18 protein-coding genes and 1 tRNA gene are annotated in these 21,545 nt (G+C 35.9%); 6 read left to right on the forward strand and 13 right to left on the reverse strand.

The window, feature by feature from the left end; genetic code table 11:
- Positions 1 to 120 precede the first annotated feature (120 nt).
- The 4 genes from ACEN25_RS10950 (at position 121) to ACEN25_RS10965 (ending at position 2,887) form a co-directional block, all read left to right on the forward strand.
- A complete protein-coding gene (locus ACEN25_RS10950; RefSeq protein WP_028376700.1) occupies positions 121 to 666 on the forward strand; it encodes a ClpP family protease in 546 nt (181 codons plus the stop codon).
- A 94-nt stretch (positions 667 to 760) separates the two neighbouring features.
- Entirely contained in the window at positions 761 to 1,690 is a 930-nt protein-coding gene (locus ACEN25_RS10955) for a DUF58 domain-containing protein (protein WP_441802951.1), read from the forward strand.
- A 114-nt stretch (positions 1,691 to 1,804) separates the two neighbouring features.
- Positions 1,805 to 1,878: transfer RNA gene (locus ACEN25_RS10960), tRNA-Asp, on the forward strand.
- A 316-nt stretch (positions 1,879 to 2,194) separates the two neighbouring features.
- Positions 2,195 to 2,887 carry a type 1 glutamine amidotransferase domain-containing protein gene (locus ACEN25_RS10965; protein ID WP_441802952.1) on the forward strand — a complete coding sequence of 231 codons (693 nt, stop codon included), beginning with the start codon at positions 2,195 to 2,197 and terminating at the stop codon, positions 2,885 to 2,887.
- A gap of 79 nt (positions 2,888 to 2,966) precedes the next feature.
- Here ACEN25_RS10965 and ligD read toward each other — a convergent pair whose 3' ends face one another.
- The 6 genes from ligD to ACEN25_RS10995 form a co-directional block, all read right to left on the reverse strand.
- The gene (ligD, locus tag ACEN25_RS10970) at positions 2,967 to 5,393 is read right to left on the reverse strand and encodes a DNA ligase D (RefSeq protein ID WP_441802953.1); all 2,427 of its coding nucleotides are present in this window, start codon (positions 5,391 to 5,393) and stop codon (positions 2,967 to 2,969) included.
- A gap of 4 nt (positions 5,394 to 5,397) precedes the next feature.
- Positions 5,398 to 6,174, reverse strand: coding sequence for a non-homologous end joining protein Ku (gene ku, locus ACEN25_RS10975; protein ID WP_441802954.1), 777 nt, complete (start codon positions 6,172 to 6,174; stop codon positions 5,398 to 5,400).
- Between the two features lie 165 nt (positions 6,175 to 6,339).
- Entirely contained in the window at positions 6,340 to 7,188 is an 849-nt protein-coding gene (locus tag ACEN25_RS10980) for an SDR family oxidoreductase (protein WP_441802955.1), read from the reverse strand.
- A 13-nt stretch (positions 7,189 to 7,201) separates the two neighbouring features.
- Positions 7,202 to 7,648 carry a hypothetical protein gene (locus ACEN25_RS10985; RefSeq protein WP_441802956.1) on the reverse strand — a complete coding sequence of 149 codons (447 nt, stop codon included), beginning with the start codon at positions 7,646 to 7,648 and terminating at the stop codon, positions 7,202 to 7,204.
- Between the two features lie 23 nt (positions 7,649 to 7,671).
- Positions 7,672 to 7,947: a hypothetical protein gene (locus ACEN25_RS10990; protein WP_441802957.1), complete on the reverse strand. Its 276-nt coding sequence runs from the start codon at positions 7,945 to 7,947 to the stop codon at positions 7,672 to 7,674.
- Positions 7,948 to 8,087: 140 nt separating this feature from the next.
- Complete coding sequence (locus ACEN25_RS10995; protein WP_441802958.1) at positions 8,088 to 8,255, reverse strand: adenylosuccinate synthetase; 168 nt, start codon at positions 8,253 to 8,255, stop codon at positions 8,088 to 8,090.
- 216 nt (positions 8,256 to 8,471) lie between these two features.
- On the opposite strand from ACEN25_RS10995, the gene ACEN25_RS11000 reads away from it, so the two are divergent.
- Positions 8,472 to 9,290 (forward strand): endonuclease/exonuclease/phosphatase family protein, encoded by an 819-nt coding sequence (locus tag ACEN25_RS11000; protein ID WP_441802959.1) that lies wholly within the window; start codon positions 8,472 to 8,474, stop codon positions 9,288 to 9,290.
- 34 nt (positions 9,291 to 9,324) lie between these two features.
- Here the strand turns inward: ACEN25_RS11000 and ACEN25_RS11005 are convergent, their stop codons facing one another.
- The 3 genes from ACEN25_RS11005 to ACEN25_RS11015 all read right to left on the reverse strand — a co-directional run bounded on the left by ACEN25_RS11005 (position 9,325) and on the right by ACEN25_RS11015 (position 12,186).
- Positions 9,325 to 9,990: a DNA-binding response regulator gene (locus tag ACEN25_RS11005; protein WP_441802960.1), complete on the reverse strand. Its 666-nt coding sequence runs from the start codon at positions 9,988 to 9,990 to the stop codon at positions 9,325 to 9,327.
- 12 nt (positions 9,991 to 10,002) lie between these two features.
- On the reverse strand, positions 10,003 to 11,943 hold the full coding sequence (locus tag ACEN25_RS11010; RefSeq protein WP_441802961.1) for an ATP-binding protein: 1,941 nt from the start codon (positions 11,941 to 11,943) through the stop codon (positions 10,003 to 10,005).
- Positions 11,944 to 12,021: 78 nt separating this feature from the next.
- Entirely contained in the window at positions 12,022 to 12,186 is a 165-nt protein-coding gene (locus ACEN25_RS11015) for a hypothetical protein (protein WP_441802962.1), read from the reverse strand.
- Positions 12,187 to 12,538: 352 nt separating this feature from the next.
- Between ACEN25_RS11015 and ACEN25_RS11020 the strand changes: the two genes are divergently transcribed.
- Entirely contained in the window at positions 12,539 to 13,318 is a 780-nt protein-coding gene (locus ACEN25_RS11020; protein ID WP_441802963.1) for a hypothetical protein, read from the forward strand.
- Between the two features lie 85 nt (positions 13,319 to 13,403).
- Here ACEN25_RS11020 and ACEN25_RS11025 read toward each other — a convergent pair whose 3' ends face one another.
- The 4 genes from ACEN25_RS11025 to ACEN25_RS11040 all read right to left on the reverse strand — a co-directional run bounded on the left by ACEN25_RS11025 (position 13,404) and on the right by ACEN25_RS11040 (position 21,222).
- Positions 13,404 to 15,167 (reverse strand): alkaline phosphatase, encoded by a 1,764-nt coding sequence (locus ACEN25_RS11025; protein WP_441802964.1) that lies wholly within the window; start codon positions 15,165 to 15,167, stop codon positions 13,404 to 13,406.
- 8 nt (positions 15,168 to 15,175) lie between these two features.
- Positions 15,176 to 16,294: an alkaline phosphatase gene (locus ACEN25_RS11030; protein WP_441802965.1), complete on the reverse strand. Its 1,119-nt coding sequence runs from the start codon at positions 16,292 to 16,294 to the stop codon at positions 15,176 to 15,178.
- A gap of 66 nt (positions 16,295 to 16,360) precedes the next feature.
- Entirely contained in the window at positions 16,361 to 18,169 is a 1,809-nt protein-coding gene (locus ACEN25_RS11035) for a RagB/SusD family nutrient uptake outer membrane protein (protein WP_441802966.1), read from the reverse strand.
- A 17-nt stretch (positions 18,170 to 18,186) separates the two neighbouring features.
- On the reverse strand, positions 18,187 to 21,222 hold the full coding sequence (locus tag ACEN25_RS11040) for a SusC/RagA family TonB-linked outer membrane protein (RefSeq protein ID WP_441802967.1): 3,036 nt from the start codon (positions 21,220 to 21,222) through the stop codon (positions 18,187 to 18,189).
- Positions 21,223 to 21,545: the final 323 nt, after the last annotated feature.

Here is a 21,545-nt window from a genome sequence, read left to right on the forward strand (position 1 = left end):
TTCTCTAATTTTATAAGCAAATCTTAAACTTATTGTTTATACTTGTTAAGGCGATTAAAAAAATTGTTCCGAAATTTATACACTGTTTTGCTGAACAGTATCTGAAATAAAAATTATACAATGGAAAATAAAAAAGGAAAACCACAAGATCTTATTGATGCTAAGTTACTGGAAGAACGTAAAGTTTTTCTTTGGGGACAGGTAGATGACAAGAGTGCTAAGCACGTTGTTGACCGTCTTATGTATTTAGATGCAATAAGTCATAAAGAAATTCAATTATACATTAACAGCCCAGGTGGTTATGTGACTGCCGGTTTCTCTATTTACGATACGATTAAATCTATAAAAAGTCCGGTTTCTACAATATGTACCGGTCTTGCTGCCAGTATGGGAAGTATCTTACTTTCGGTAGGTGAGAAAGGTCGTCGTTTTATACAGCCTCACGCTCGTGTTATGATACATCAGCCTAGTGGTGGTGCGCGTGGGCAGGCTAGTGATATTGAAATTACAGCTCAGGAAATTCTAAAAACTAAAGAATTGAGCGCAAAAATTCTTGCAGACAACTGCGGTCAGGATTTTGAAAAAGTAATGAAAGATTTTAACCGTGACCACTGGATGGGTGCAGAGGAATCTGTTTCCTACGGAATCGTTGACGGTGTAATCTAAAACCTTCTTGTAAACAGTCTCAGTAAGCGGTTGATGCTCTTGAATTTTTATTTTAGGCTTACCGCTAACTGAGACTGTATTTTTATATCACCCTATGGATTTTCAAGCGCACCTTAATGCTATTGCCGGTTTTAACAACCTAGAGCTTCTGGCCGGTCAGGTTGTTGAAGGGTTTATTAGCGGGATGCACAAGAGTCCGTTTCATGGGTTTTCTGCAGAGTTTGCAGAACATAAGGTGTACAACGCCGGCGAAAGTACAAAACACATAGATTGGAAGCTTTATGCGCGTACAGATAAACTCTATACAAAGCGCTACGAGGAAGAAACAAACCTGCGCTGTCATCTTATCTTAGACAACAGCAGTAGCATGCACTACCCTACACTACCCTCTTCAGGCTTAAACAGCCCAAATAAAATTGCCTTTTCGGTATTAGCGGCGGCGGCTATTATGCAATTGATGAAAAAACAGCGGGATGCGGTAGGCTTAAGTATATATGCTGAAAATTTTGAGTATTATGCCCCCGAGAAAGGAAGTGAGCGTCATCATCATATGTTGCTTAATCAATTAAATCAAACGCTGGTAAAGCCTGACAATGCGGTAAAAACAGATACCTACGCTAATCTTCACTTCATAGCCGAAAAACTGAAGCGCAGATCGCTTGTGTTTTTATTTAGTGATTTGTTTCAAAATGAAATTGAGCAGGAAAAAACCTTTGAAGCGTTACAGCATTTAAAATATAATAAGCACGAGGTCGTACTTTTTCACACGTATGATAGCGCTACAGAATTAAATTTTAACTTTGATAGTACGCCTAAACGTTTTGAAGATGTGGAAACCGGAAAGCATATTGATGTCTTTTCAGACAACTTAAAAGAAGACTATAAAAAACTGGTAAATGCTTATTTTGAGGCTCTTAAATTACGCTGCGCACAATACCGTATAAAATATGTGAAGGCAGATATACAGCGAGGCTTTGCTCCTATATTGAGTACATTTCTGGTAGAACGCAAACAGTTTTTATAAAAATTAAAAAAAGTTTCATTTTTTGTTTGCACACTTAAAAAATGGATGTATATTTGCACCCGCAAGAAAGGAAATGATCATCGCTTCTAATCTTCAAAAGTTCTTAAAATATTTGGTCTGGTAGTTCAGTTGGTTAGAATACATGCCTGTCACGCATGGGGTCGCGGGTTCGAGTCCCGTCCAGACCGCTAAAAGCTCTTCGAAAGAAGGGCTTTTTTTGTTTATAGAAATCTCGTAAATGCAATAGATAAGCCCTGGGAAATTTATTATCTATAGTTTTAGCCACCTTCAAAATCAACCCACGCGGTATTTATTAGCAAAACCTCACCTTAATTGTTTTCCTCAAATAAATTGACTAGAAAATAGAAAACAATGATTCTCTTCGCAGATAAATTTTAGCAGATTTTTGGCTTTCGACTCATTTAAAAATTCGGAAATTCATTTTGAAAATACAGTAGACTTAGAATGTCTGATTTCAGAATAAACCTAAAAAACAACCAGATTATGAAGTCAAAAAAAATATTAATGATTGTTACATCTCACGGGGAGTTGTTAAACACAAAAAGCAAAACAGGTTTATGGATAGGAGAGTTTACAGATCCTTATTACGAATTTATTGATGCCGGGTGTGAGGTCACATTAGCGAGTCCTAAAGGAGGTCACCCCCCTATTGATGAAATGAGCCAACTAACTGAAAATATCACACAATCAAATAAGCGTTTTAAAAATGATTCTGTTGCTCAAATTGCTTTAAATACCACACTAAAATTAGAAAGTGTAACAGCTACCGATTTTGATGCTGTTTTCTTTCCTGGTGGTCACGGCCCTATGTTTGATCTAGCTTCAAATGAGTTAAGCGGTCAATTAATTTTAGATTTTATCGCAAGCGGAAAACCTGTAGCTGCAGTATGTCACGGCCCTGCAGCACTGTTAAAAGCTGCAGAACTAAATCCTTTATTGCTAGAAAATAAGAAAATAACTGGTTTTTCTAATACCGAAGAAAAATTAGCATTACGCTCCAATAATATACCCTACAAATTAGAAGATCGTCTAAAGAAGCTTGGAGCAAATTATAAGACTGCTGCCGTGCCCTTTATAGCACACGTAGAAAGTGACGGATTATTGATTACAGGACAAAATCCTTTATCTGCAGGACCTACTGCAAAAGCTTTACTTAATTTCTGGGGTTCTATGTAACTCCTATATATCACAAGTTTTACAACGGGCATTCAAAAATAGAATGTCCGTTTTTGTTTATATAATATGTTTGGCTCCTTTATTTATCAAGATTACTCAACGCTAAATTCATATCTATTCCCGCTTTGAGAACACCCATAAATAGATCTCCTTTTTCTGAAAATCTATTAATAACAGACTTCATATTAAATTCTTCAATCGATAAACCTGTCTTGACTTCTTCCCACGCTAGAGGTGTAGATACAGTAGCTCCCACCTTTGGTCTTACGCAATAAGGTGCTGCAAGGGTTTGCCCTTTTCTATTCTGTAAATAATCAAGATAAATTTTATCTCCCCGGGTTTTTAATGACCTATCTAGACTGGTGATTTCCGGAAGCATCTCGTTAACGTAAAGACATAGTAGCTTAATAAAATTACGTACTTCTTCATACGTATAGTTTCCACCCATTGGTATATATACATGCAATCCTGTTGAACCTGAAGTTTTACAATATCCTGGGATATCTGCAATTTTTAAAACTTCGTTAACTGCCTGAGCAGTCTCAATAACCTGTTCAAAAGTATTCTTTTTTGAAGGGTCAAGATCAATAACTCCGTAATCTGGATGGTCTAGTGTTGATATTCTAGAATTCCAGGGATTAATTTCTATACATCCTAAATTTGCCATGTAGATGAGCGTAGCCTCATTTTGACAGAGTAAATAATTTATTTTTTTATCTACAGATTTTGAATAGATAGCTTTACTTTCCACCCATTCTGGTAAATATTCATTATCCTTTTGATAAAAGCCAGATTCCTTAATTCCGTTAGGATGTCTATGAAGATTTTGGGGCCTGTCAACTAAATAGGGAAGTATATAATCTGAAATCTTTAAATAATAATCGATCAAATCATATTTTAAAAATCCCTTCTCTGGCCAATAGACTTTGTTTACATTAGAAATAGGAACCTTGACCGAACCTATCTCTAAAACAGAATCTACATCTGTACTATCATTAGTTTTTAAACTCTTTAAAACTTTGGGTTGGGATACCTCATCAACCATCTTATCAAAACGTAAACCTTTAAATACGGGGTGTCTTAATAAACCAGTTTGTGTTTTTTCCATATATTTTACTTCACAAACAAAATGTGGTTTCATCCAGTGTGCTTCTCTTCCCTTTAAAGAAACTTTTTGATTAAAAGGTGACGAAGAAATTTCATATAATTTAAATTTTGAGAGCAATTCTTTCTTTTCGGCATTAGAAAAACCACTCCCACAGTTACCTGCATAGCTCAAGTTTCCCTCTTTATAATTCCCGAGAATTAACGAGCCAAAATGATCATTTTTATTTAGTGGGCTGGTATAACCACAAATAAGAAATTCGTCGCTTTCTATATTTTTTATTTTTAGCCAATGCTCAAACCGAAGCCCGGGATAATAATTACTGTCTTTTTTCTTTGCTATCACACCTTCTACACCACTTGCTATGGCCTTATTGTAAAACATAGTGCCCATACCCTCTATATGATCGCAATACACACAATGATCTAACCCTTGTAGTAGCTCTGGTAGAAAACTTTTTCGGTCTATTAATGGAAGTTGCTGCATATCATATCCATCAAGATATACAATATCAAAAACATAATACCTTAGAACTCCTTTTGTTTTACCTCGCTCGTAGTTCTGTAATTTTTGAAAGTTAGGAAGACCATTTTCTTCCAGTATTACGAGTTCTCCGTCGAGAATTACATTTTGAGGAAGAGCGTGTAACTCTTCCGCAATAAGACTGAATTTTTCATTATAAGATTGCCCATTTCTAGATTGAAGAATTACATTACCTTCATTTACATAAGATACTAGGCGATAGCCGTCCCACTTAATTTCGTAAATCCAATCGGGACTATTAAAGATTTCTTTAGCCGGAGTCGCCAACATAGGCTTGACCTGCTGGTCGATTTTAATTTCACGTGTTGCAGGAATTGGTTGTTTTTGAGGTAAAGCAAAATCAGGTAATTCTATGCTGTAATGTAATTCGGTTGCATACGCATCCTGTTTTTTTATGAGTAGCCATTGATTATTTTTTTTAGGATCTTTAATTCGAACTAAAGCAAAAGCACCTTTTATTTTTGCGCCAAAAAAGGTGAGTTTTAAATCTCCCTTTTTAAATAACTGGTCTGATGTAGATGGGCCAGTATTATTAAACTCAAAAAAACCCGAATCCCATATTTTCATTTTTCCTGCCCCATAATTACCTTTAGGTATTTCTCCTTCAAAAGTTAGGTAACTCACAGGATGATCTTCAGTTTGTATAGCAAGTCTTTTATCTTTAATATTTAAGGAAGGCCCTTTAGGTATAGCCCAGCTTTTAAGCACACCATCTATTTCTAACCTTAAATCAAAATGCAAACGCGAGGCTTTATGCACCTGAATAACAAACCGGTTTAAATGTTCTTCATTAAGAGTGCCTTCAGGTTCTGGAGTCTTCTCAAAATTCCGTTTATCGTTATACTTTTTGAGACTCATAGAATTAGGATGCTTTTTTCTTCTTACGAGCTTCCAAGCTTGCCTTCAATTGAGCCATTAGATCTTTGGCATCGGTGGGTTTAATATTAACTTCTTCTACTTTAGTTGATTTTCCTTTTGCCTTATCGTTAATAATTTTCATAAGTTGATCATTATAAACATCTTTATATTTAGATAAATCAAATTTTTCAGAATAGTTTTCAATTAAAGAAACCGCCATATCTACCTCCTTTTTGGTAACTTTTGTTTTGGGTAATTTTAGCTCTGAAGGATCCCTAATTTCATCATTAAACCGAATCACGTGTAAAACCAAAGCATCTTTGTAATGACCTATAAGACTAAGATGTTCTTTTTGGCGCATAACGAATGTACCCACACCTAACTTACCTGTCTTTTTTAAAGCATCTCTTAGTAAATTGTAGGACTTGCTACCTTCCTTTTGGGGTTCTAAAAAATAGGGTTTCTTGAATAAGACATCGGCAACATCATCTTCTAAAACAAATTCTTCGATATCTATGGTTTTACTCTTTTTAAGATTGGCCTTTTCAAAATCTTCATTTTCTAATATGATATAGGTATCATCTTTCTTGAAACCTTTTACGATATCACCCCAAACTACTTCTTCCCCGGTTTTCTCATTAACACGTTTATACCTAATCCTTTGATTATCGTGTTTATCAAGCATATCAAGATCAAGTTTTCTATCTTCTGAACCAGAAAATAATTTTACCGGTATAGAAACCAGACCAAAACTTAGCGTACCATTCCAAATAGATCTCATAATTTTTATTTTAAAATTACTTATTAACTCAGTGTATTAGCGTTTGTTTCCCATTACTTTAACACGGTAAGACTAATGGAATTTGAAGATTTATAATCAAAGGACCTATCATCAAAAAAGAAGGGCAACTACGTGAGTAATTGCCCTTTCTAAAATGCTCATAAATTAAGCCCCTACAACTTCGCCTCCATTCACATGAATTACCTGTCCAGTAATATAACTGCTATCTTCTGAAGCCAGAAATACATAAGCTGGTGCTACTTCACTGGGTTGTCCTGCTCGACCTAGTGGCACATCCTGGCCAAAATCTGATACGTCATCAAAAGTTGCCGGGATTAAGGGTGTCCAGATAGGACCCGGAGCGACGCCATTAACACGAATATTTTTAGACGCCCACATTTTACTTAATGAGCGCGTAAACGTGGTTATCGCTCCCTTAGTACTACTGTAATCTAATAAATGTGAAGAACCTCTATACGCGGTGACAGAAGTTGAATTGATAATAGAATCGCCACTTTTAAATTGACTCTCTAAAGCTTTTACAAAATAAAAATACGGGTAAATATTAGTTTCAAATGTTTCTTTTACTTCAGAAATAGTAAGATTAGCCAAACTATCTTTAGGAAACTGAACTGCTGCATTATTAACTAAAATATTTACCTGTTTAAAATGTTTTAAAACATCCTGAGTACACTGGTTGCAAAAAGTCTCATCTCTAATATCTCCTTCAAATAATAAACATTCTTGCCCTTCTTTCTCTACAAGTTCTTTTGTGTAGGCGGCATCATCGCTCTCAGATTTATAAATTATAGCGACTGAAGCTCCTTCTTTGGCAAAGTGAACAGCAACGCTTCTACCTATGCCACTATCGCCTCCGGTAATTAAAGCGACTTTATTTTTAAGTTTATCAGACCCCTTGTAACCTGCTCTAATTATTTCGGGTTGTGGACTCATCTGACTTTCGGTACCTGGCAATTCCTGGCTTTGCTCCGGAAAATTTTTTGGCTTATTCATATTTATAATTTTATTAGTTAGGTTGATTCGTTAGTGCAAGTGAATTAAAGTCGATTGCGTGTAACTCACTAATTAATTTGCTATGTTTCTCTATAAATTCACGAAGAATATTTTTGACTACTTGATTTTTATTCTGAAAATATTCTGACCTGCAAGTTTCGTGTATGGCTAGTTCTATTTGATAACAATTTTTAATAACAGTAGAAAATCCAATTTCAGGCATCATCTCTCTATAATTTGAAGGAATAGTTGACTGCTCTTCATTTGATTTAGCGTGCACCAATACATCTTCAATAGATTTCACAAAATCTGACTTACAGGTATATAAATTTTTAAATACCCTCTTTAGAAAGATATTCTTTGAATTTATTGCCAGATTCTGATAGGTATCAAAGTATTTAGAGGAAATATATTTTATTCCACAGAGCTGATTTAGTTGCTGTTGAGATAAGTTTTGCACACACATAAGAATAAAATTTTACACTAATTAAAATCCTTATTAGGGAGAAAGCCTGCAATTTTAGAACACGAATTTTCTGGATGTATATAGTTTACTTTAATTTTATAGGTTCCAGCGGTTCCAGTGGTGGAAAAATCACCTTTTTTAATATCAAAACCACCTTCATCTGTATACGATAGACTTACTATAGAAGTGGTTTTGATAAAATCTAACTCTTGATTTTCCTTGTGCGAGAAAGAATGACGTTTTTGTAGATTGTTTAACGTCTTTAGAAAATGATTATCATTGGAGAAGTTCATAGTGCAATTATTTTCGTTAGTAATTATTTAAAATTAAAAACTTAAAATCGCATCTTTTACCTAATAAAATATAATTATTAAAAATTTAATATAGTTAATTAAATTTTTCTTAATAAAATTGTTGTCAATTTTGAGACTAATTAGCTCCTTTTATTACGCTTGCGTTTCCACCATATATAAAACAGAAGTACCACAATAGGCAGAATTACAAAAACAATCAAATCAAAGGAATTTGTAAAATCTACAGGATTATTATCATCAGGATTTTGAGTGCCGGGAGGTAATTGTATAAGGAATGGATAAAACATAGGGTTTAATAATTTATAAATATTAATAGTATATTTCTAAAACTAATATAGTCAAAATGTAATGAAATAGTTACAACTATTTTTTCGATAACTACAACCTAATCGTATTCTGTGGCATTATTTAATAAAATGTTGAAGAAAAAATTTACTTACAAATTCCTGTATAGTCTTCGATTAAAGAATATCTATTTTTAGCCTCTACTTAAAAAGTATATTTTGATTATAAAATTAGCGCTCCTCTTCTTCCTGTGTCTCTCAATTAGTTCGGTTGCACAGCAAAAAGAGATCACATTAGTCTCGTGGAATATTCGGGATTTTGGCAAAACAAAAAATGGTGAAGAACTTAATGCAATTGCCGAAATTTTAAGAGATGCAGATGTTGTGGCTTTACAGGAGGTAGTTGCAGGTTATGGTGGCGCACAGGCTGTAGCTAAACTTGCAGATATTTTAAATCGAAAAGGTGCCAAGTGGGATTACCTAATAAGTGACCCTACCCATAGCCCTAAATATGTAACAGAACGTTATGCGTATCTTTGGAAGACCGCTCAAATCAAAATAAAAAACAGAGGTGACTTAATTAAGCAACTAGATGAAGCGGTAGATCGGGAGCCCTTTCTTATTGATTTTTATTTCGAGAAAACACCTTTTACAGTGATTAACTTTCACTCAAGACCCTTTGATCAAAATCCCGAGCGCGAGATTAAAGCGATATCAAATTACATTCTCAATACACTCACCGGAACTGTATTTTTAGCCGGTGACTTTAATATGAATGAACAGGAAGAAGTCTTCAATCCTTTAAAGAAAAGGGGATTTATAGCGGCACTTAAAAATCAAAAAACAACTCTAAAAAATCAATGCAGCCCTTTAGGTTATCTCAACTACGCTATTGATAACATATTCTATTCAAAAAACATACACTGCATAAAAACCGGCGTTATAGACTTTGTCGGGTCTTGTGATAATTTAGAATATGCACGTAATCTTTCAGATCATTTACCGGTGTTTGTTCAATTTAAATTGAACAAAAAATAGCGCTTCAGTATTAAAAAAACTCTTTTTACTTAATTTAAATTATCCCTTTTCTAATAAGTTTAGCCACTAATTCGGTAGTGTTTTTAACGCCAAACTCTACAAAAAGTTTACTTACCCTTTTATCTATAGAACTTTCAGAATTGGGTTTAAGATTTTGTTGCATCAACTGTTCTCTAATTTCCCGTTTACTAAAACCTTCGGCAAGGCTTTTTAAAACAATTAGGTCAAGTTCTTCAAGTTGAAATACATTAGAATTTGCATTTAAATTTATTTGTGGGGAAGTGTATTTTTTATGTTCGTTTACAGATTGCACAGCCATTACGAGTTCGTTTAAACTTTGTCTGCCCTTGCATACATAGCCGTCAATATTTAATTGATCAAAAAGCGCCTGCACTTTAGAAGGATTATCTTCCATAGAATTAACAACAATCTTAATCCCGGGTTGCAATTTGCGCACAGCAGCTATGAGTTCTTCTCCAGAATTGAGTTTTTGTTTAAGATGAGATTCTTTAAAAGATAAGTCTGTCACAAGCAGCTCAAAGGGATCATCTTCACTCAGGGCAACGCTAATCCTGTTATAAGCTTTATCACAATACAACTCTTCATATAAATACGGAATTCCCAGTTTCTCTTTTAAGGTATCAACAATACTTTTATTATCACCTTGAAAATCTTCAGCAATCAGAACTTTTTTGAACATAATACAGAACTTTTATTTTGGTAAATAGATCAAGGCCCTAAAGCCTTTTCCTGTTTCTGTGTCAAAACTAATAGTTCCTCCAATGGCTTTTATACGCTTTTCTGTATTACGGAGCCCATTTTTTAAAATTAATGCTTCTTTTGAGGCTCCTACACCATTATCTTCATAATTAATCTTTAGTGAATTTGATTCTTCAGAAAATTTTACCGTCACTAATTTTGCCTCGCTATGTTTTCTCATGTTTATCATTAACTCCCGTAACACTTTGTAAAGGGCAACTTTAGACCACTGGTCTACATGCTCCCACGAGATGTTTTGAACACCGGTAATAAACAGGTTTGTATTTTCGGGCTTTTGTATTTGCAATAGCGCTACTAAACTTTGTTTGTATTGCTCTCCCGTCTCTACTTCATTAATTTCTCTAGAAAAATCCCGGCTTTGTTTATACAAGCCATCGAGTTCGTCAAGCACAATCTCTTTATCAGAATTAGTCTGCAATAACAGCATTACGTGGTTAAGACCTGCCCCAAAGTCGTCGTGCAATCTGCTCGATAATTCTGTTTCTGTAGTATAAGCAGCCTCTAACCTATCTGCCCGGTTTTGAGTTTTTAAACGCTTTGTACGTTGTTTAAAAATTATATATATGACCACCAAAACTATAAGTAAACATATTACTATGGCCTTACCTACTAAATTAGCAAACTGTTCTTGTTCGGTTTGTAATTCTTTTAAAGCATTCTCTTTTTCTAAACGTACAATAGATTCTTGTTTAGATTTATCATCGTACTTATACTTGGCAAATTGCGTTTTTACTTTTAATTCCTGTTGATACAAACTGTCTTGGAGAACAATATAACGATCTCTTAGCTGAAGGTTTTTATCTGAAAACTGCAGCATTTTTTTTAAGACATCTTGTTCTGCCTTAGGAGTGTTTATAACTTTTGAAATCTGAATAACCGTATCAAAATAAGCTCTGGCTTTTTGCTCATTTATGCTACTATAAAACTCACCTAAATGGGTATAACTAGATTGCTGACCCCGTAAATCATTTATAGATTTTCGAATATTAAGGGGTTGAATTAACGGCGTTTCTACATGGAGAGCACCGGCTAACCATTGTGCATATGCAAGGTTGTCTAAAACTCTCGCATATTCCTTTTCATTATTAATTACCGTTGAATCTTTTGAAACCGATTTTAATATTTCTATTGCTTTCTTATACTCCTTATTATCTAGGTAAGTAGCTGCCAGATTGTTTTTATAAATGTTTCGATCTGAATCTGAATCTGTAATTTTTATCGCCTTCTTTAAATACAGAATAGCATCATTATAATTAAAAAGCTTGCGGTGATTTGTACCTAGTACACTATAGCTTGAAGCTATAGCTCCTGTATTGTCGTTGTTTTCAAAAAACTGCAAGGCTTCAGTAATTGTTTCTTTACTTCCAAAAAAATCGCTCTGTGTTTGTTGAATACCGGCCATATTAACCAAATTTTTACCCACCCAGCTACTATCCTGTAGTGCCAGATAGTTGGTTTTAGATTTGTTATACCGCACAAAAGCACTATCAAGTTGATTTGCTACAACCTCAAAGTAATATCCCATCAAATATTCCTGCATCCCTAAAGTTGATTTATCATCAATTTTAAGTGCGTATTTGATTAGGGTGTCGTCATATTTAAGTAAACTGTCAAATTCACCTAAAGAGTAATTAAGCCAGTTTTTTTTATAAAGGATTTTTGTATAATTAGTATCCTTTGTTTTAGTGTTATATAGTTGAAGTGCTTTCTCAATAGAAATTTTTCGATCTACTAAAGATCGGGTTTTATCCTGTGCTTCGTCAAAATAGAATAATGCACTATCCTGAATAGTCTGCTGTTTAAAGTTGTGCTTATTATCTTTTCCGCAAGAGAGTAAAAGTCCGCAGAAAAAAAAGAGTATTGCTTTGTTCAATAGCTGAAGTTTACGGCTAAACTACTAAAAAGAGCCATAATTTTAGTATGGCTCTTGTACTAATTATAACTAAAAATATTAACCCGCATCATCACCTTCTAGTGGCGGAGGTGTTACTTTCCCATCATCGCCCTCAGTTGCCCGAGTATCATGTATTAATTGTTCTTCATAAGCGTCTGCTGTACACGATGTAAACACACCGTTAATTATTAAAGCCATTACAACTACTATAATTTTTTTCATTATTTACTTTTTTGAGATTAAACACAGGAATGGCCGTCCGAAATTTTTTCAGATTTAATTTTTAACCATTCTTTTTGAGGTTGGAGTACTCCTTTTCTTTTTGTGGAAAGTGAAAATCAAACACGGCAGCAAAAAGCTACTTTCCATTAGGCTTAAATCGCCGCATTATGATTTTCTAAAGAACAATTTTCTAGAAAGCCCTGAGTGCACAACAGAGCAGCTATCATTCTCAAGGACAAAGTAAATTAATGGTTGACCTTTAATTGCAGACACGTATTAGACTTGTATTGGACATTTAGTAGACTCCAGTAATAAAAGGAGTTAAGCAGTAATCCTGTCTAATTATTGTCTGATGATAATTTGTATTTTTGAAGAAATGGAAGAAGATTTACTTGCGAAAATTGTAAAAGAGGCTTTTGATAAGGCAGGTACTGAATCTGTTTCTAAAGCACGATATGCCTTAGCTAAACAGATAGAAATAGAATCTAATCTTAGTTCTAAAACAATTGAAAGAGCTCATAAAAGATATATTGAAAAAGATTTTAACTGTAGCGAACTGCAAGCTGATAGTGTTGATAAACTCTGTAAGTATTTAGGATATAAAAATTATGCAGCGTATGTGGATTACAAGGCAGATAAAGATGCTGGTGTCTCAGTAAAAACCTCTAAACCAGATCAAGAGAAGATCATAAAAACTGGCAATCGTAGAAATGTCTATTTAGTTTTAGGTGGTATCCTTATGCTATTGATATTCTCGTATTTAAGATGGAATACTAATAATGCTTTAACAGACAGTAAAGGGCAAAATTACATGACCTGGGCAAACACGCATTTTGAAAAAATCAATTGCGAGACAAAACCATACTCTGACTACGGCACGCAAATAGAACCCTTTGACTCGTTTAGATTTGAAAGTTTTAGAAAAATAGAAGTAACTATGGCTACTCCCTTTTTTACTGAAGAAAACTTCAAACCCCTAATCTGGTATTATAAAAAAAATAATGAAATCGAATTCTTTACAGCTCCCGGGCTTCACCCTGTTAATGGAGAAACATTGAGGAAGATAACTCCATATATTATTGAGAAATACGTTCCTATCCACAACAATAAAGGGAACTCTTTTTTAAAATAGCAATACCTATTATAAAACCCTATTTTCCTAAAAACAAAAAACCCGTCAGATGATGGGTTTTTGGTTTTATGGTATTTAAATAGTTTTACTTTTCTACAGCTTTTAGCATTTTATAAAACAGTTGGTTATTTTCAAAAACTCCTCTAAAATTTTGAGCTTGCGGCCCATAGGAAAAAACAGGAACCATAATTCCCGTGTGATCTGTAGTTAAAAAATCTGCCTGTACTTCACCTTGCTTTAATTCACCTCCTACAATACCCAAACCTGATGTCTCGTGATCTGCAGTGATTATAACAAGTGTGTTTTTTAAGGCATCAGCATATTTTAAAACTTCGGCAATTGCAGTATCAAAGTCAAGCATCTCCTGTATAATACCACTGGCTGAATTTGTATGCCCGTTACTGTCTATTTGCGCAGCTTCAATCATTAGGAAGAAGGGCTTCTCGTCTTTCTCCAAAACACGAAGTGCTTTTTGCACACTTTGTTTTAATAAATCACCTCTGCCATTTGCAATAGAAGGCACTTTGTTTTCTCCTATAAATACAGCGGACTTCTCCCTTAAATTGGTTAGTTGGTCAATTGTTTTTACGCGGTAAGAAGCAGGGATTGAGGCTGCCTTAGACCTTCCTCCGGCAATAAAAAACTGAAGCTCAGCCGTTTCTAAATCCTTCAGAATTCCTTCAGAATCATCGCGCTCCTTGCGGTGCGCATAAAAAGAAGCCGGTGTGGCGCCATCAATTGCATCTGTAGATATTAATGCCGTATTAAATCCTCTTTCACCTAAAATTTCTGTGATATTTGTTACCGGTTTATCTACCGTATCAACCCCTATCGCCCGGTTGTGTGTCTTAAAACCGGTTGCTATAGCCGTTGCTCCCGCTGCAGAATCTGTAATTAAATCATCTGAAGATGCCGTTTTTAAAAAGCCTATATCATTTAATTGTGTCAAAGTCAATTCACCCTGGTTAGCAATTTGTGCCGCAGTAATTTGCGCCAGACCATTACCATCGCCTATCATCAGAATTATATTAGTAGGTTTGGCTTTGTAATCAAAATCAAATGCAGGAGTATATACCTCAACCTGCTGTGCATTAGCGTAAGTGTTTTTATCTAATGTATATAAAAACGAAACTGCTTCAACAGGGTGATCTGTATTTATAAAATCTACCCCCATTTTTGCTAAAGAAGACCAGGCTGTTTTAGTATCTGGACTTCCCCAAAATCGCAAGGGTTTATTGTGTACATGGGCTTTATCTATTAATTCTAAAAGTACTGCCAACTCCTGTTCTACAGGTCTTCCCAGACCATTCCATACCGAGTGATTTTTAAAATTTACACTCAGCATCGCTATTTTGTCTAGATTAATCGTGTCTAAATCATCTAAACGCTGGTGATCAAAATGAATAAAATCAGGATATTTAGCATAGTCAGCTGCAGGAGGCCGGTTTCCGGAAACTACAATGGTCAGTTCATCTGAAGCTGTTAATTGAGGATACATACGCAACGTATGTATCAAATTCTGAAGTGTAGATTCTGCTTCAGTCTTAATGTCTATTAGAAGCGTAAGCTTGCGTAATTTAGACTTTTGAATCAGCTGAAAAACAGGCTCAATATACAAGCTTTGCAGGGTATTTTCAGGATTTAATTCGGCTGCGGTATGGGCTACTAAAAGGGTTCCGTTTTCTAAAAAAACATCAGCTTCAATAGATGCAGCCCCGGCGATATAAGATTCCCAAAACGGAAATTCATGAACATAATCATTGTGAGCATGCACAGAATATCCCGGCTGACGCTGAGCATTACAGCCCGTTAGACCGAACCAAAAAAATACAACAATAAAAAGCTTCATAGGTTCTATTACTTGGTGTTTATCGCATCAAGAATCTTATGATAAATCGCACTATTTTGATAAATACCTCTAAATTTTTCAGAGCCTTTACCTTTTGCAAATACAGGAATTAGCTCCCCGCTGTGTTGGTCTGTAATAAAATAAACCGCTACTTTTTGAGGCACTTCGGTCTTTTCTCCCGTCTCTTCATTAACGTCATAATATTTACCTATGCTCGCACCACCGGTCTCGTGATCTGCAGTGACAACTAATAAGGTATTAGGGTGTGTAGCCACATAGTCTAAAACCGCACCTATAGTTTTATCAAAATCTGCCACTTCCTGAATCATCATTTCCGCATTTTTATCGTGACCACCCCAATCTATATAGGAGCCTTCTATCATCAAGAAAAAAGGTTTGTTGTTAGTATCAAAATAATCGAGCGCAGTTAAACTTGCTTCTTTTAAAAAATCTCCTCTTCCCTGTATTTTAGACGGAAGGCCCTCATCTTCGATAATAAAAGCATTGCGCTTTGAAACTACCGGTTTGCTTAAACTCAAGGTATCTAAGTTGTAATTGCGTGCTAATAACGTATTAAACAGGGCTTTTTTATCACTACGCTGACTGAAGAATTTACGTCCACCACCTGCTAGAAAATCAATATCTGAAGTCACTAATTGTGCAGCAATATCTTCGTGCAGATCCCGATCTTTTACGTGGGCATAAAAGGAAGCCGGTGTCGCATGTGTTATAGACGTAAGCGAGATTAGACCCGTTTGATACCCTTTATCTTTTAAATGCTCAAGTATTGTTTCTTGCCGAATAGTATCTTTTGAAACGCCTATTGCCCGTTTATACGTTTTTTCTCCCGTGGAAAAAGCAGTGGCTCCTGCCGCAGAATCTGTAATTAAATGACTTACCGAATACGAGCGGTGTAATCCTATATCTTCAAAACGCTCAAAATTTGAAGCTTCTTCTCCAAAATAAAAGGCACTTGATACCTGCGGAATTCCCATCCCATCACCTATCATTAAAATAACACTTAAAGGTGCGTCTTCTTGTGAGGTTACTACTGCAGATTTTGACGCACAACTTTGCAATGCCACGATTCCCAGACCTAAAAGGCCCATACTAATACTATTTCTCATATTTTAATTTAAATAACTAACGGTAAGAGTGACCTCTTACCGTTAAATTATAATTCTATTTTATACTTAATATCCTCTGTTTTGTTCTAAATATCCAGGCGTATTTGAAGCACCATCTATTGCTGTTTGCGGTATAGGAAACAAACGGTGATTTACATCAGTATCTGTTTTTGACGTCCAGCTGTCTTCATATTTTCCGAAGCGTATTTGATCTGTACGACGTGTCATTTCCCAATAAAACTCAAAGCCTCGCTCTCTAAATAAAGTCTCTAAACTAATCGAACTTAAAGCCGGTGGAGTTTGCGATGGGCGTGCAGTTCTTGAAGCTCTTACGGTATTTACATCTGCCAGGGCTGCTGCATTATTGTTTAACCTTAGATATGCTTCAGCACGCATTAGATATACTTCAGCAAGACGTAAAAGTACAAGATCAACATCGCTATAGTCATTTCCGTTAGGAGAAGTCTTGCTAAACTGCCACTTAGAAAAACGGTAGCCGCCTGCATAGCTGTTTTGATTCTGAATGCTAATGTCTAGTGTATGATTTACGTAATAGGTAATATCTTCCAGATCTGAACCATTCTCACGTGCTTCGGCTAAAGGATAAATACGGAATTTTGTTTGCCCAGAGCCATCTGTGCCAGTCAGAAAGTTACCCGATCTAAATTTCTCTTTACGCGGAGCCCACATCGTACCCCGTATGATGCCGCGGTCAATCTCAAAATCAGCTCCAGCTAAGAAGTAATGATCCTTATCTGTCTTAAGTCCTAAAGTATCTTTACCATAGGGTGTAAGACCAGATATATCTACCAGATTTTCTGGTACCATTGCATTTTTCTGGTAAAAACGAGCATCTGCTTCTGCAGGATCTACGCTGCCATAGGCATCTAACCAGGTTTGATAAAAATCTGGAGTTGCCGCAGGACCGTCTGTACCATCCATACTTAAATATTTATCTCCCGGTCTCGGGAATAATGATCCAGACATAGACCAGTATGCCCAGCGGTTATGATCGCTGTCTAAAACACCGCGTAGATCAAGGGCAAAAATCAGCTCAGGATTGGTATGGTTTTCATCATTAAAAAGATCAAAATATTCTGGTGAAAGAGAAAAACCACCTCCATTAATAATATTACCGGTATAGGTCACCACTTTGTTCATATCTGCTTCAGTAAAAGCAGGTGTACCATAAGGATCTCTATAAACAGCTGCGTTTAAATACAACTTTGCTAAAAAACCATAAACCGCATCACGGGTCATACGCCCGGGACCTTTGTCTGTATTGATTGTATCTATTACCGCTAAAAATTCTGATTCGATATATGCAACGGCATCTGCCCCACGTATGATTTCTGAAGTTTGAGAAGTACCTTCTTTTTTAAAGGCAATTCCCCAACTGTCTAAAAACAGCATATTCTCATAAGCACGTAATGCCCGCATTTCGGCTAGAGCCTGTACTGCTTCTGCGTCTCCACTTTCCGCCAGCGGCGTTAATACGTCTATTGCGGCAACCGTTCTAAACAAAGCGGTTGTAAGGTAACCCCAGGAATCACTTACTAAGCTATTACTCGATGACATTAAATGTCTATGCGCTGTGGTATAGGTATCATTATCTGCCCATTGTGTACCACCTAACCCGGTACGCGGAGGTAAAATAGCCTCATCTGATGCTATTTCCTGCAACCCAAAATAACGCGTATGTCTAAAAGTTTGTGGTAAAATACCATAGGCAGCAGCCAGCGATCCTGATATAGGTTCTACTAAACCGTCTGTACCATTAAGGGACTCATCTAAAATTTCTTCTTCCAGATCTGTACAATTACAGAACGTTAAGGCACTTAGCCCAACCAGGAATGTAAGTATGCTATGTCTCATTTTATGCTGTTTTAAAATTAAAAGGATACATTAAGACCAAAAACAAAAGTTTGTGGCTTTGGGTAGGTGAAATAATCAATACCATAAGATTTAGAATCGCCAGAGCTTCCTGTATTTAGCTCAGGATCAAAGCCGGTATAATCTGTAATAACAAATAAATTTTGACCGGTAACTGAAAGATTAATTCCGTTAATCCACTTACTCATTCCTATAACCTGAGGGTCTAAATTGTAAGCTAGTGTTGCGTTGTTTAGGCGTAAAAAGCTACCATCTTCAAGATATCGTGTTGAAACCGTATTAGAGTTATTAATATCTTCTCCCGGAAACTCAATTGCCTGATCTGTTGTATTCAGAGAGTTTGCTATCTGCGTGATATTAAACAGATTCATACGGGTGTGGTTGTAAATTTTGTTACCACTTACCCCATTAAAATTGAATCCTAAATCAAAGTTCTTGTATTTAAATTTTAAGTAAAATGCATAGATCACATCAGGCACAGCACTTCCTGCAGAAATACGGTCACTATCGTCTATTTGACCATCTCCGTTTACATCTGTAAAGCTGCTAAAACCATCTTCGCCAATACCGTTAAATTCCCGTAAGAAAAAATTACCGATAGGTTTATTATTCATATACCCATTAATAGTCGCTCCCGTCTGGCCACCTCCACTTGCTGCTCCCGTAGTAACTATAGTAAAAGGTGAATCTGTAATTTCATTTTTAATATAGGAGAAGTTTCCTCCTATGTTATACGAGAAGTCGCGGGTTCTGTCACTTTGATAATCTAAGGCAAACTCCAGACCGCTGTTTTTAATTTTCATCCCCGGTATATTTTGCCACTTATAACCTACCTCATCAATAGGATCTTGAGTAGAGAAATATAAAAGCACATCATTAGTCTCTTTTATGAAGTAATCTACAGAACCGCTTAGTTTGTAATCTAGAAACCCAAAATCTAAACCTATGTTTGTCTGTGTCGTTTCTTCCCACTGCAAATCTGGGTTTGCAGTACGTGCAAATACTAATCCGTATGGGTAATCTTCACGACTGGTAACCGCATCGTCTAGCGGGTAAATGTCATTGTCTTCAAAACTCTCTCCATAGCTTAAACGGGTTTGCTTTGATGGTATTTCCTGATTACCAGATTTACCCCAACTCGCGCGCAGTTTTAGGTTATTAAAGCCTGAGCTGGCCATAAATTCTTCTTTAAATATATTCCACCCAAAAGCTAAAGAAGGAAAAGTTGCATAACGGTTATTCTCACCAAACTTAGTAGAACCATCAGATCTTAGCGTTGCAGTTACCAGATATTTATCTGCGTAGGTATAATTTACTCTCCCAAAAAACGATTGCAATTCATTTTTAGTTGCATTAGAATACTGGGTAGCATCTTCCCCGCGTGCTTCTCCTAACTGATATCTGGGTTCGATACCATTATCTGGGAAGTTTGAAAAATAAAATCCTTTTGACTGAATAAAAAATTTCTGATAGGAGTGTCCTGCTAACAAGCTTATAGTATGGTCCCCAAAATCTTTCGTGTAGTTTAGGGTGTTTTCTACAAGCGTGTTTTTATTTGATGTAAAACTGGTACTTATAGATCCTAACGCATAATCAGGATCTGCAGAATACGGTATAAATTGTACATCACGATCTGTTTTAGAATAATCTACACCCAGATTTAATTTATAGGTAAGGCCTTCTATAATCTCGATTGATGGCGCGATATTGGCGATCATTCTGTTATTTTCTGAAAAATCACCGTAGATATTTTCAATAATTAACGGGTTTACTCCGGTACCAAAAACTGTAGGTTCACCGTTTGTATAAGCCGGTGTCGTAGGATTTAACTGAAGCATACCGTTTATCATCGTAAACGTATTAGGGCGCTCATTTTCGGTACGTGTGGCGGTTAGATTAAAGTCTACCTTAAGACGATCATCTAAACCTTTCTGAGAAACATTAGCCCGTGCAGAATAGCGCTTTAAATTACTGTTGTTCAAAACCCCTTCCTGATCATTAACTCCTACAGATGCAAAGTAAGAGGTATTAGGTGTACCACCACTCATCGAGAAGTTTACATTATGGGTAATCGCAGTACGCGTAAGTTCATCCTGCCAATCTGTATTACCACCATTATCACTTAAGCTTCCGCCTATTTGAGGAACAATCTGCCTAAACTCGTCAGCAGAAAAAACATCTATTTTATTTGCGATGCTGGCAATAGCGGTAGATGCAGTTAAATTCATTTGGGTTCTACCAGACTTCCCTTTTTTAGTAGTAATTACAACAACACCGTTTGCCGCACGCGAACCATAAATAGCTGCTGCAGATGCATCTTTTAATACGTTTATAGACTCAATATCCTGCGTATTTATAAAGTTTAATGGGTTTGTAGGCACTCCATTTGCAGAGTTATCGAGTACAAAACCATCTACTACATAAAGCGGAGATGTACCCGAACGTAAGGTACCTACACCACGTATGATAATATCCTGACCTGCACCGGGTTCACCACTGGTATTGGTCACATTAAGACCAGACACTTTACCCTGTAATAAGTTACCAGGGTTAGAAACGACTCCTTTGTTAAAATCATCTGCTACTACCGAACTTACAGACCCGGTTAAGTCAGACTTTTTCTGAGTACCATATCCTACTACCAAAACCTCATCAAGCTCAGAAGTATTAGCTTCAAGCTGAACGCTATATTGAGATGCTGCACCTACAGTGATCTGACTGGTTTTAAAACCTACATAAGAAACCTCAAGTACATCCCCTGCACTGGCTTCAAGACTAAATACCCCATCAAAATCTGTAGTAACACCTTTTGAAGTTCCTTTTATCTGTACGGAAGCTCCCGGAAGTAAAACTCCACTATTATCTGTTACTGTACCAGTAATTGTTTTTTGTACAGGTACTGCAACCGTATATTTTAATACTGCTTTTGAGAATAAATTGTCGTTTGTTGGTTTCGCGTGAGTTAGATAAGAAACACATACCATTGCAGCGAACACAAGGGTATTGTTTATCGTATTTTTAATATTAAAATTCATAGTTAAGAGATTGGTTGTACAATGCTAATGCTTACGTGAGCAGCTTAAAAACAACTGCATTTTAATGGAGATTTGTTACATAATTAGATGTTTTGGTATAGCCCTTTTGAGACCGCTAAATAATCGCTTTTTCGAGTAAAACGTTTTACTTAATTGTTATGCATTCATTAACAGTTTGCGAATACCTCAAGTGGCAAACTCTAAAAGCCAATCTAAATATAATTATAAATAATTTACATATCCTATTAATTTTTAGACATATACTAAAAATTAAGTGTCAGAAAATATGAATTTCTTATTATGCAGTGGAAAATCAATCGTGT

It is taken from the genome of Leeuwenhoekiella sp. W20_SRS_FM14, assembly GCF_052119605.1.
Taxonomy (GTDB): Bacteria; Bacteroidota; Bacteroidia; order Flavobacteriales; family Flavobacteriaceae; genus Leeuwenhoekiella.

Excerpts from the sequence above, each read along its gene's own strand:
- ACEN25_RS10950 (WP_028376700.1), top strand. The coding sequence starts at position 121 with ATGGAAAATAAAAAAGGAAAACCACAAGATCTTATTGATGCTAAGTTA.
- ACEN25_RS11035 (WP_441802966.1), bottom strand. The coding sequence starts at position 18,169 with ATGAGACATAGCATACTTACATTCCTGGTTGGGCTAAGTGCCTTAACG.
- ACEN25_RS10980 (WP_441802955.1), bottom strand. The coding sequence starts at position 7,188 with ATGAATAAGCCAAAAAATTTTCCGGAGCAAAGCCAGGAATTGCCAGGT.
- ACEN25_RS11030 (WP_441802965.1), bottom strand. The coding sequence starts at position 16,294 with ATGAGAAATAGTATTAGTATGGGCCTTTTAGGTCTGGGAATCGTGGCA.
- ACEN25_RS11015 (WP_441802962.1), bottom strand. The coding sequence starts at position 12,186 with ATGAAAAAAATTATAGTAGTTGTAATGGCTTTAATAATTAACGGTGTG.
- ACEN25_RS10990 (WP_441802957.1), bottom strand. The coding sequence starts at position 7,947 with ATGAACTTCTCCAATGATAATCATTTTCTAAAGACGTTAAACAATCTA.
- ACEN25_RS11005 (WP_441802960.1), bottom strand. The coding sequence starts at position 9,990 with ATGTTCAAAAAAGTTCTGATTGCTGAAGATTTTCAAGGTGATAATAAA.
- ku (WP_441802954.1), bottom strand. The coding sequence starts at position 6,174 with ATGAGATCTATTTGGAATGGTACGCTAAGTTTTGGTCTGGTTTCTATA.
- ligD (WP_441802953.1), bottom strand. The coding sequence starts at position 5,393 with ATGAGTCTCAAAAAGTATAACGATAAACGGAATTTTGAGAAGACTCCA.
- ACEN25_RS11040 (WP_441802967.1), bottom strand. The coding sequence starts at position 21,222 with ATGAATTTTAATATTAAAAATACGATAAACAATACCCTTGTGTTCGCT.
- ACEN25_RS11020 (WP_441802963.1), top strand. The coding sequence starts at position 12,539 with ATGATAATTTGTATTTTTGAAGAAATGGAAGAAGATTTACTTGCGAAA.
- ACEN25_RS11025 (WP_441802964.1), bottom strand. The coding sequence starts at position 15,167 with ATGAAGCTTTTTATTGTTGTATTTTTTTGGTTCGGTCTAACGGGCTGT.
- ACEN25_RS10955 (WP_441802951.1), top strand. The coding sequence starts at position 761 with ATGGATTTTCAAGCGCACCTTAATGCTATTGCCGGTTTTAACAACCTA.
- ACEN25_RS10965 (WP_441802952.1), top strand. The coding sequence starts at position 2,195 with ATGAAGTCAAAAAAAATATTAATGATTGTTACATCTCACGGGGAGTTG.
- ACEN25_RS10995 (WP_441802958.1), bottom strand. The coding sequence starts at position 8,255 with ATGTTTTATCCATTCCTTATACAATTACCTCCCGGCACTCAAAATCCT.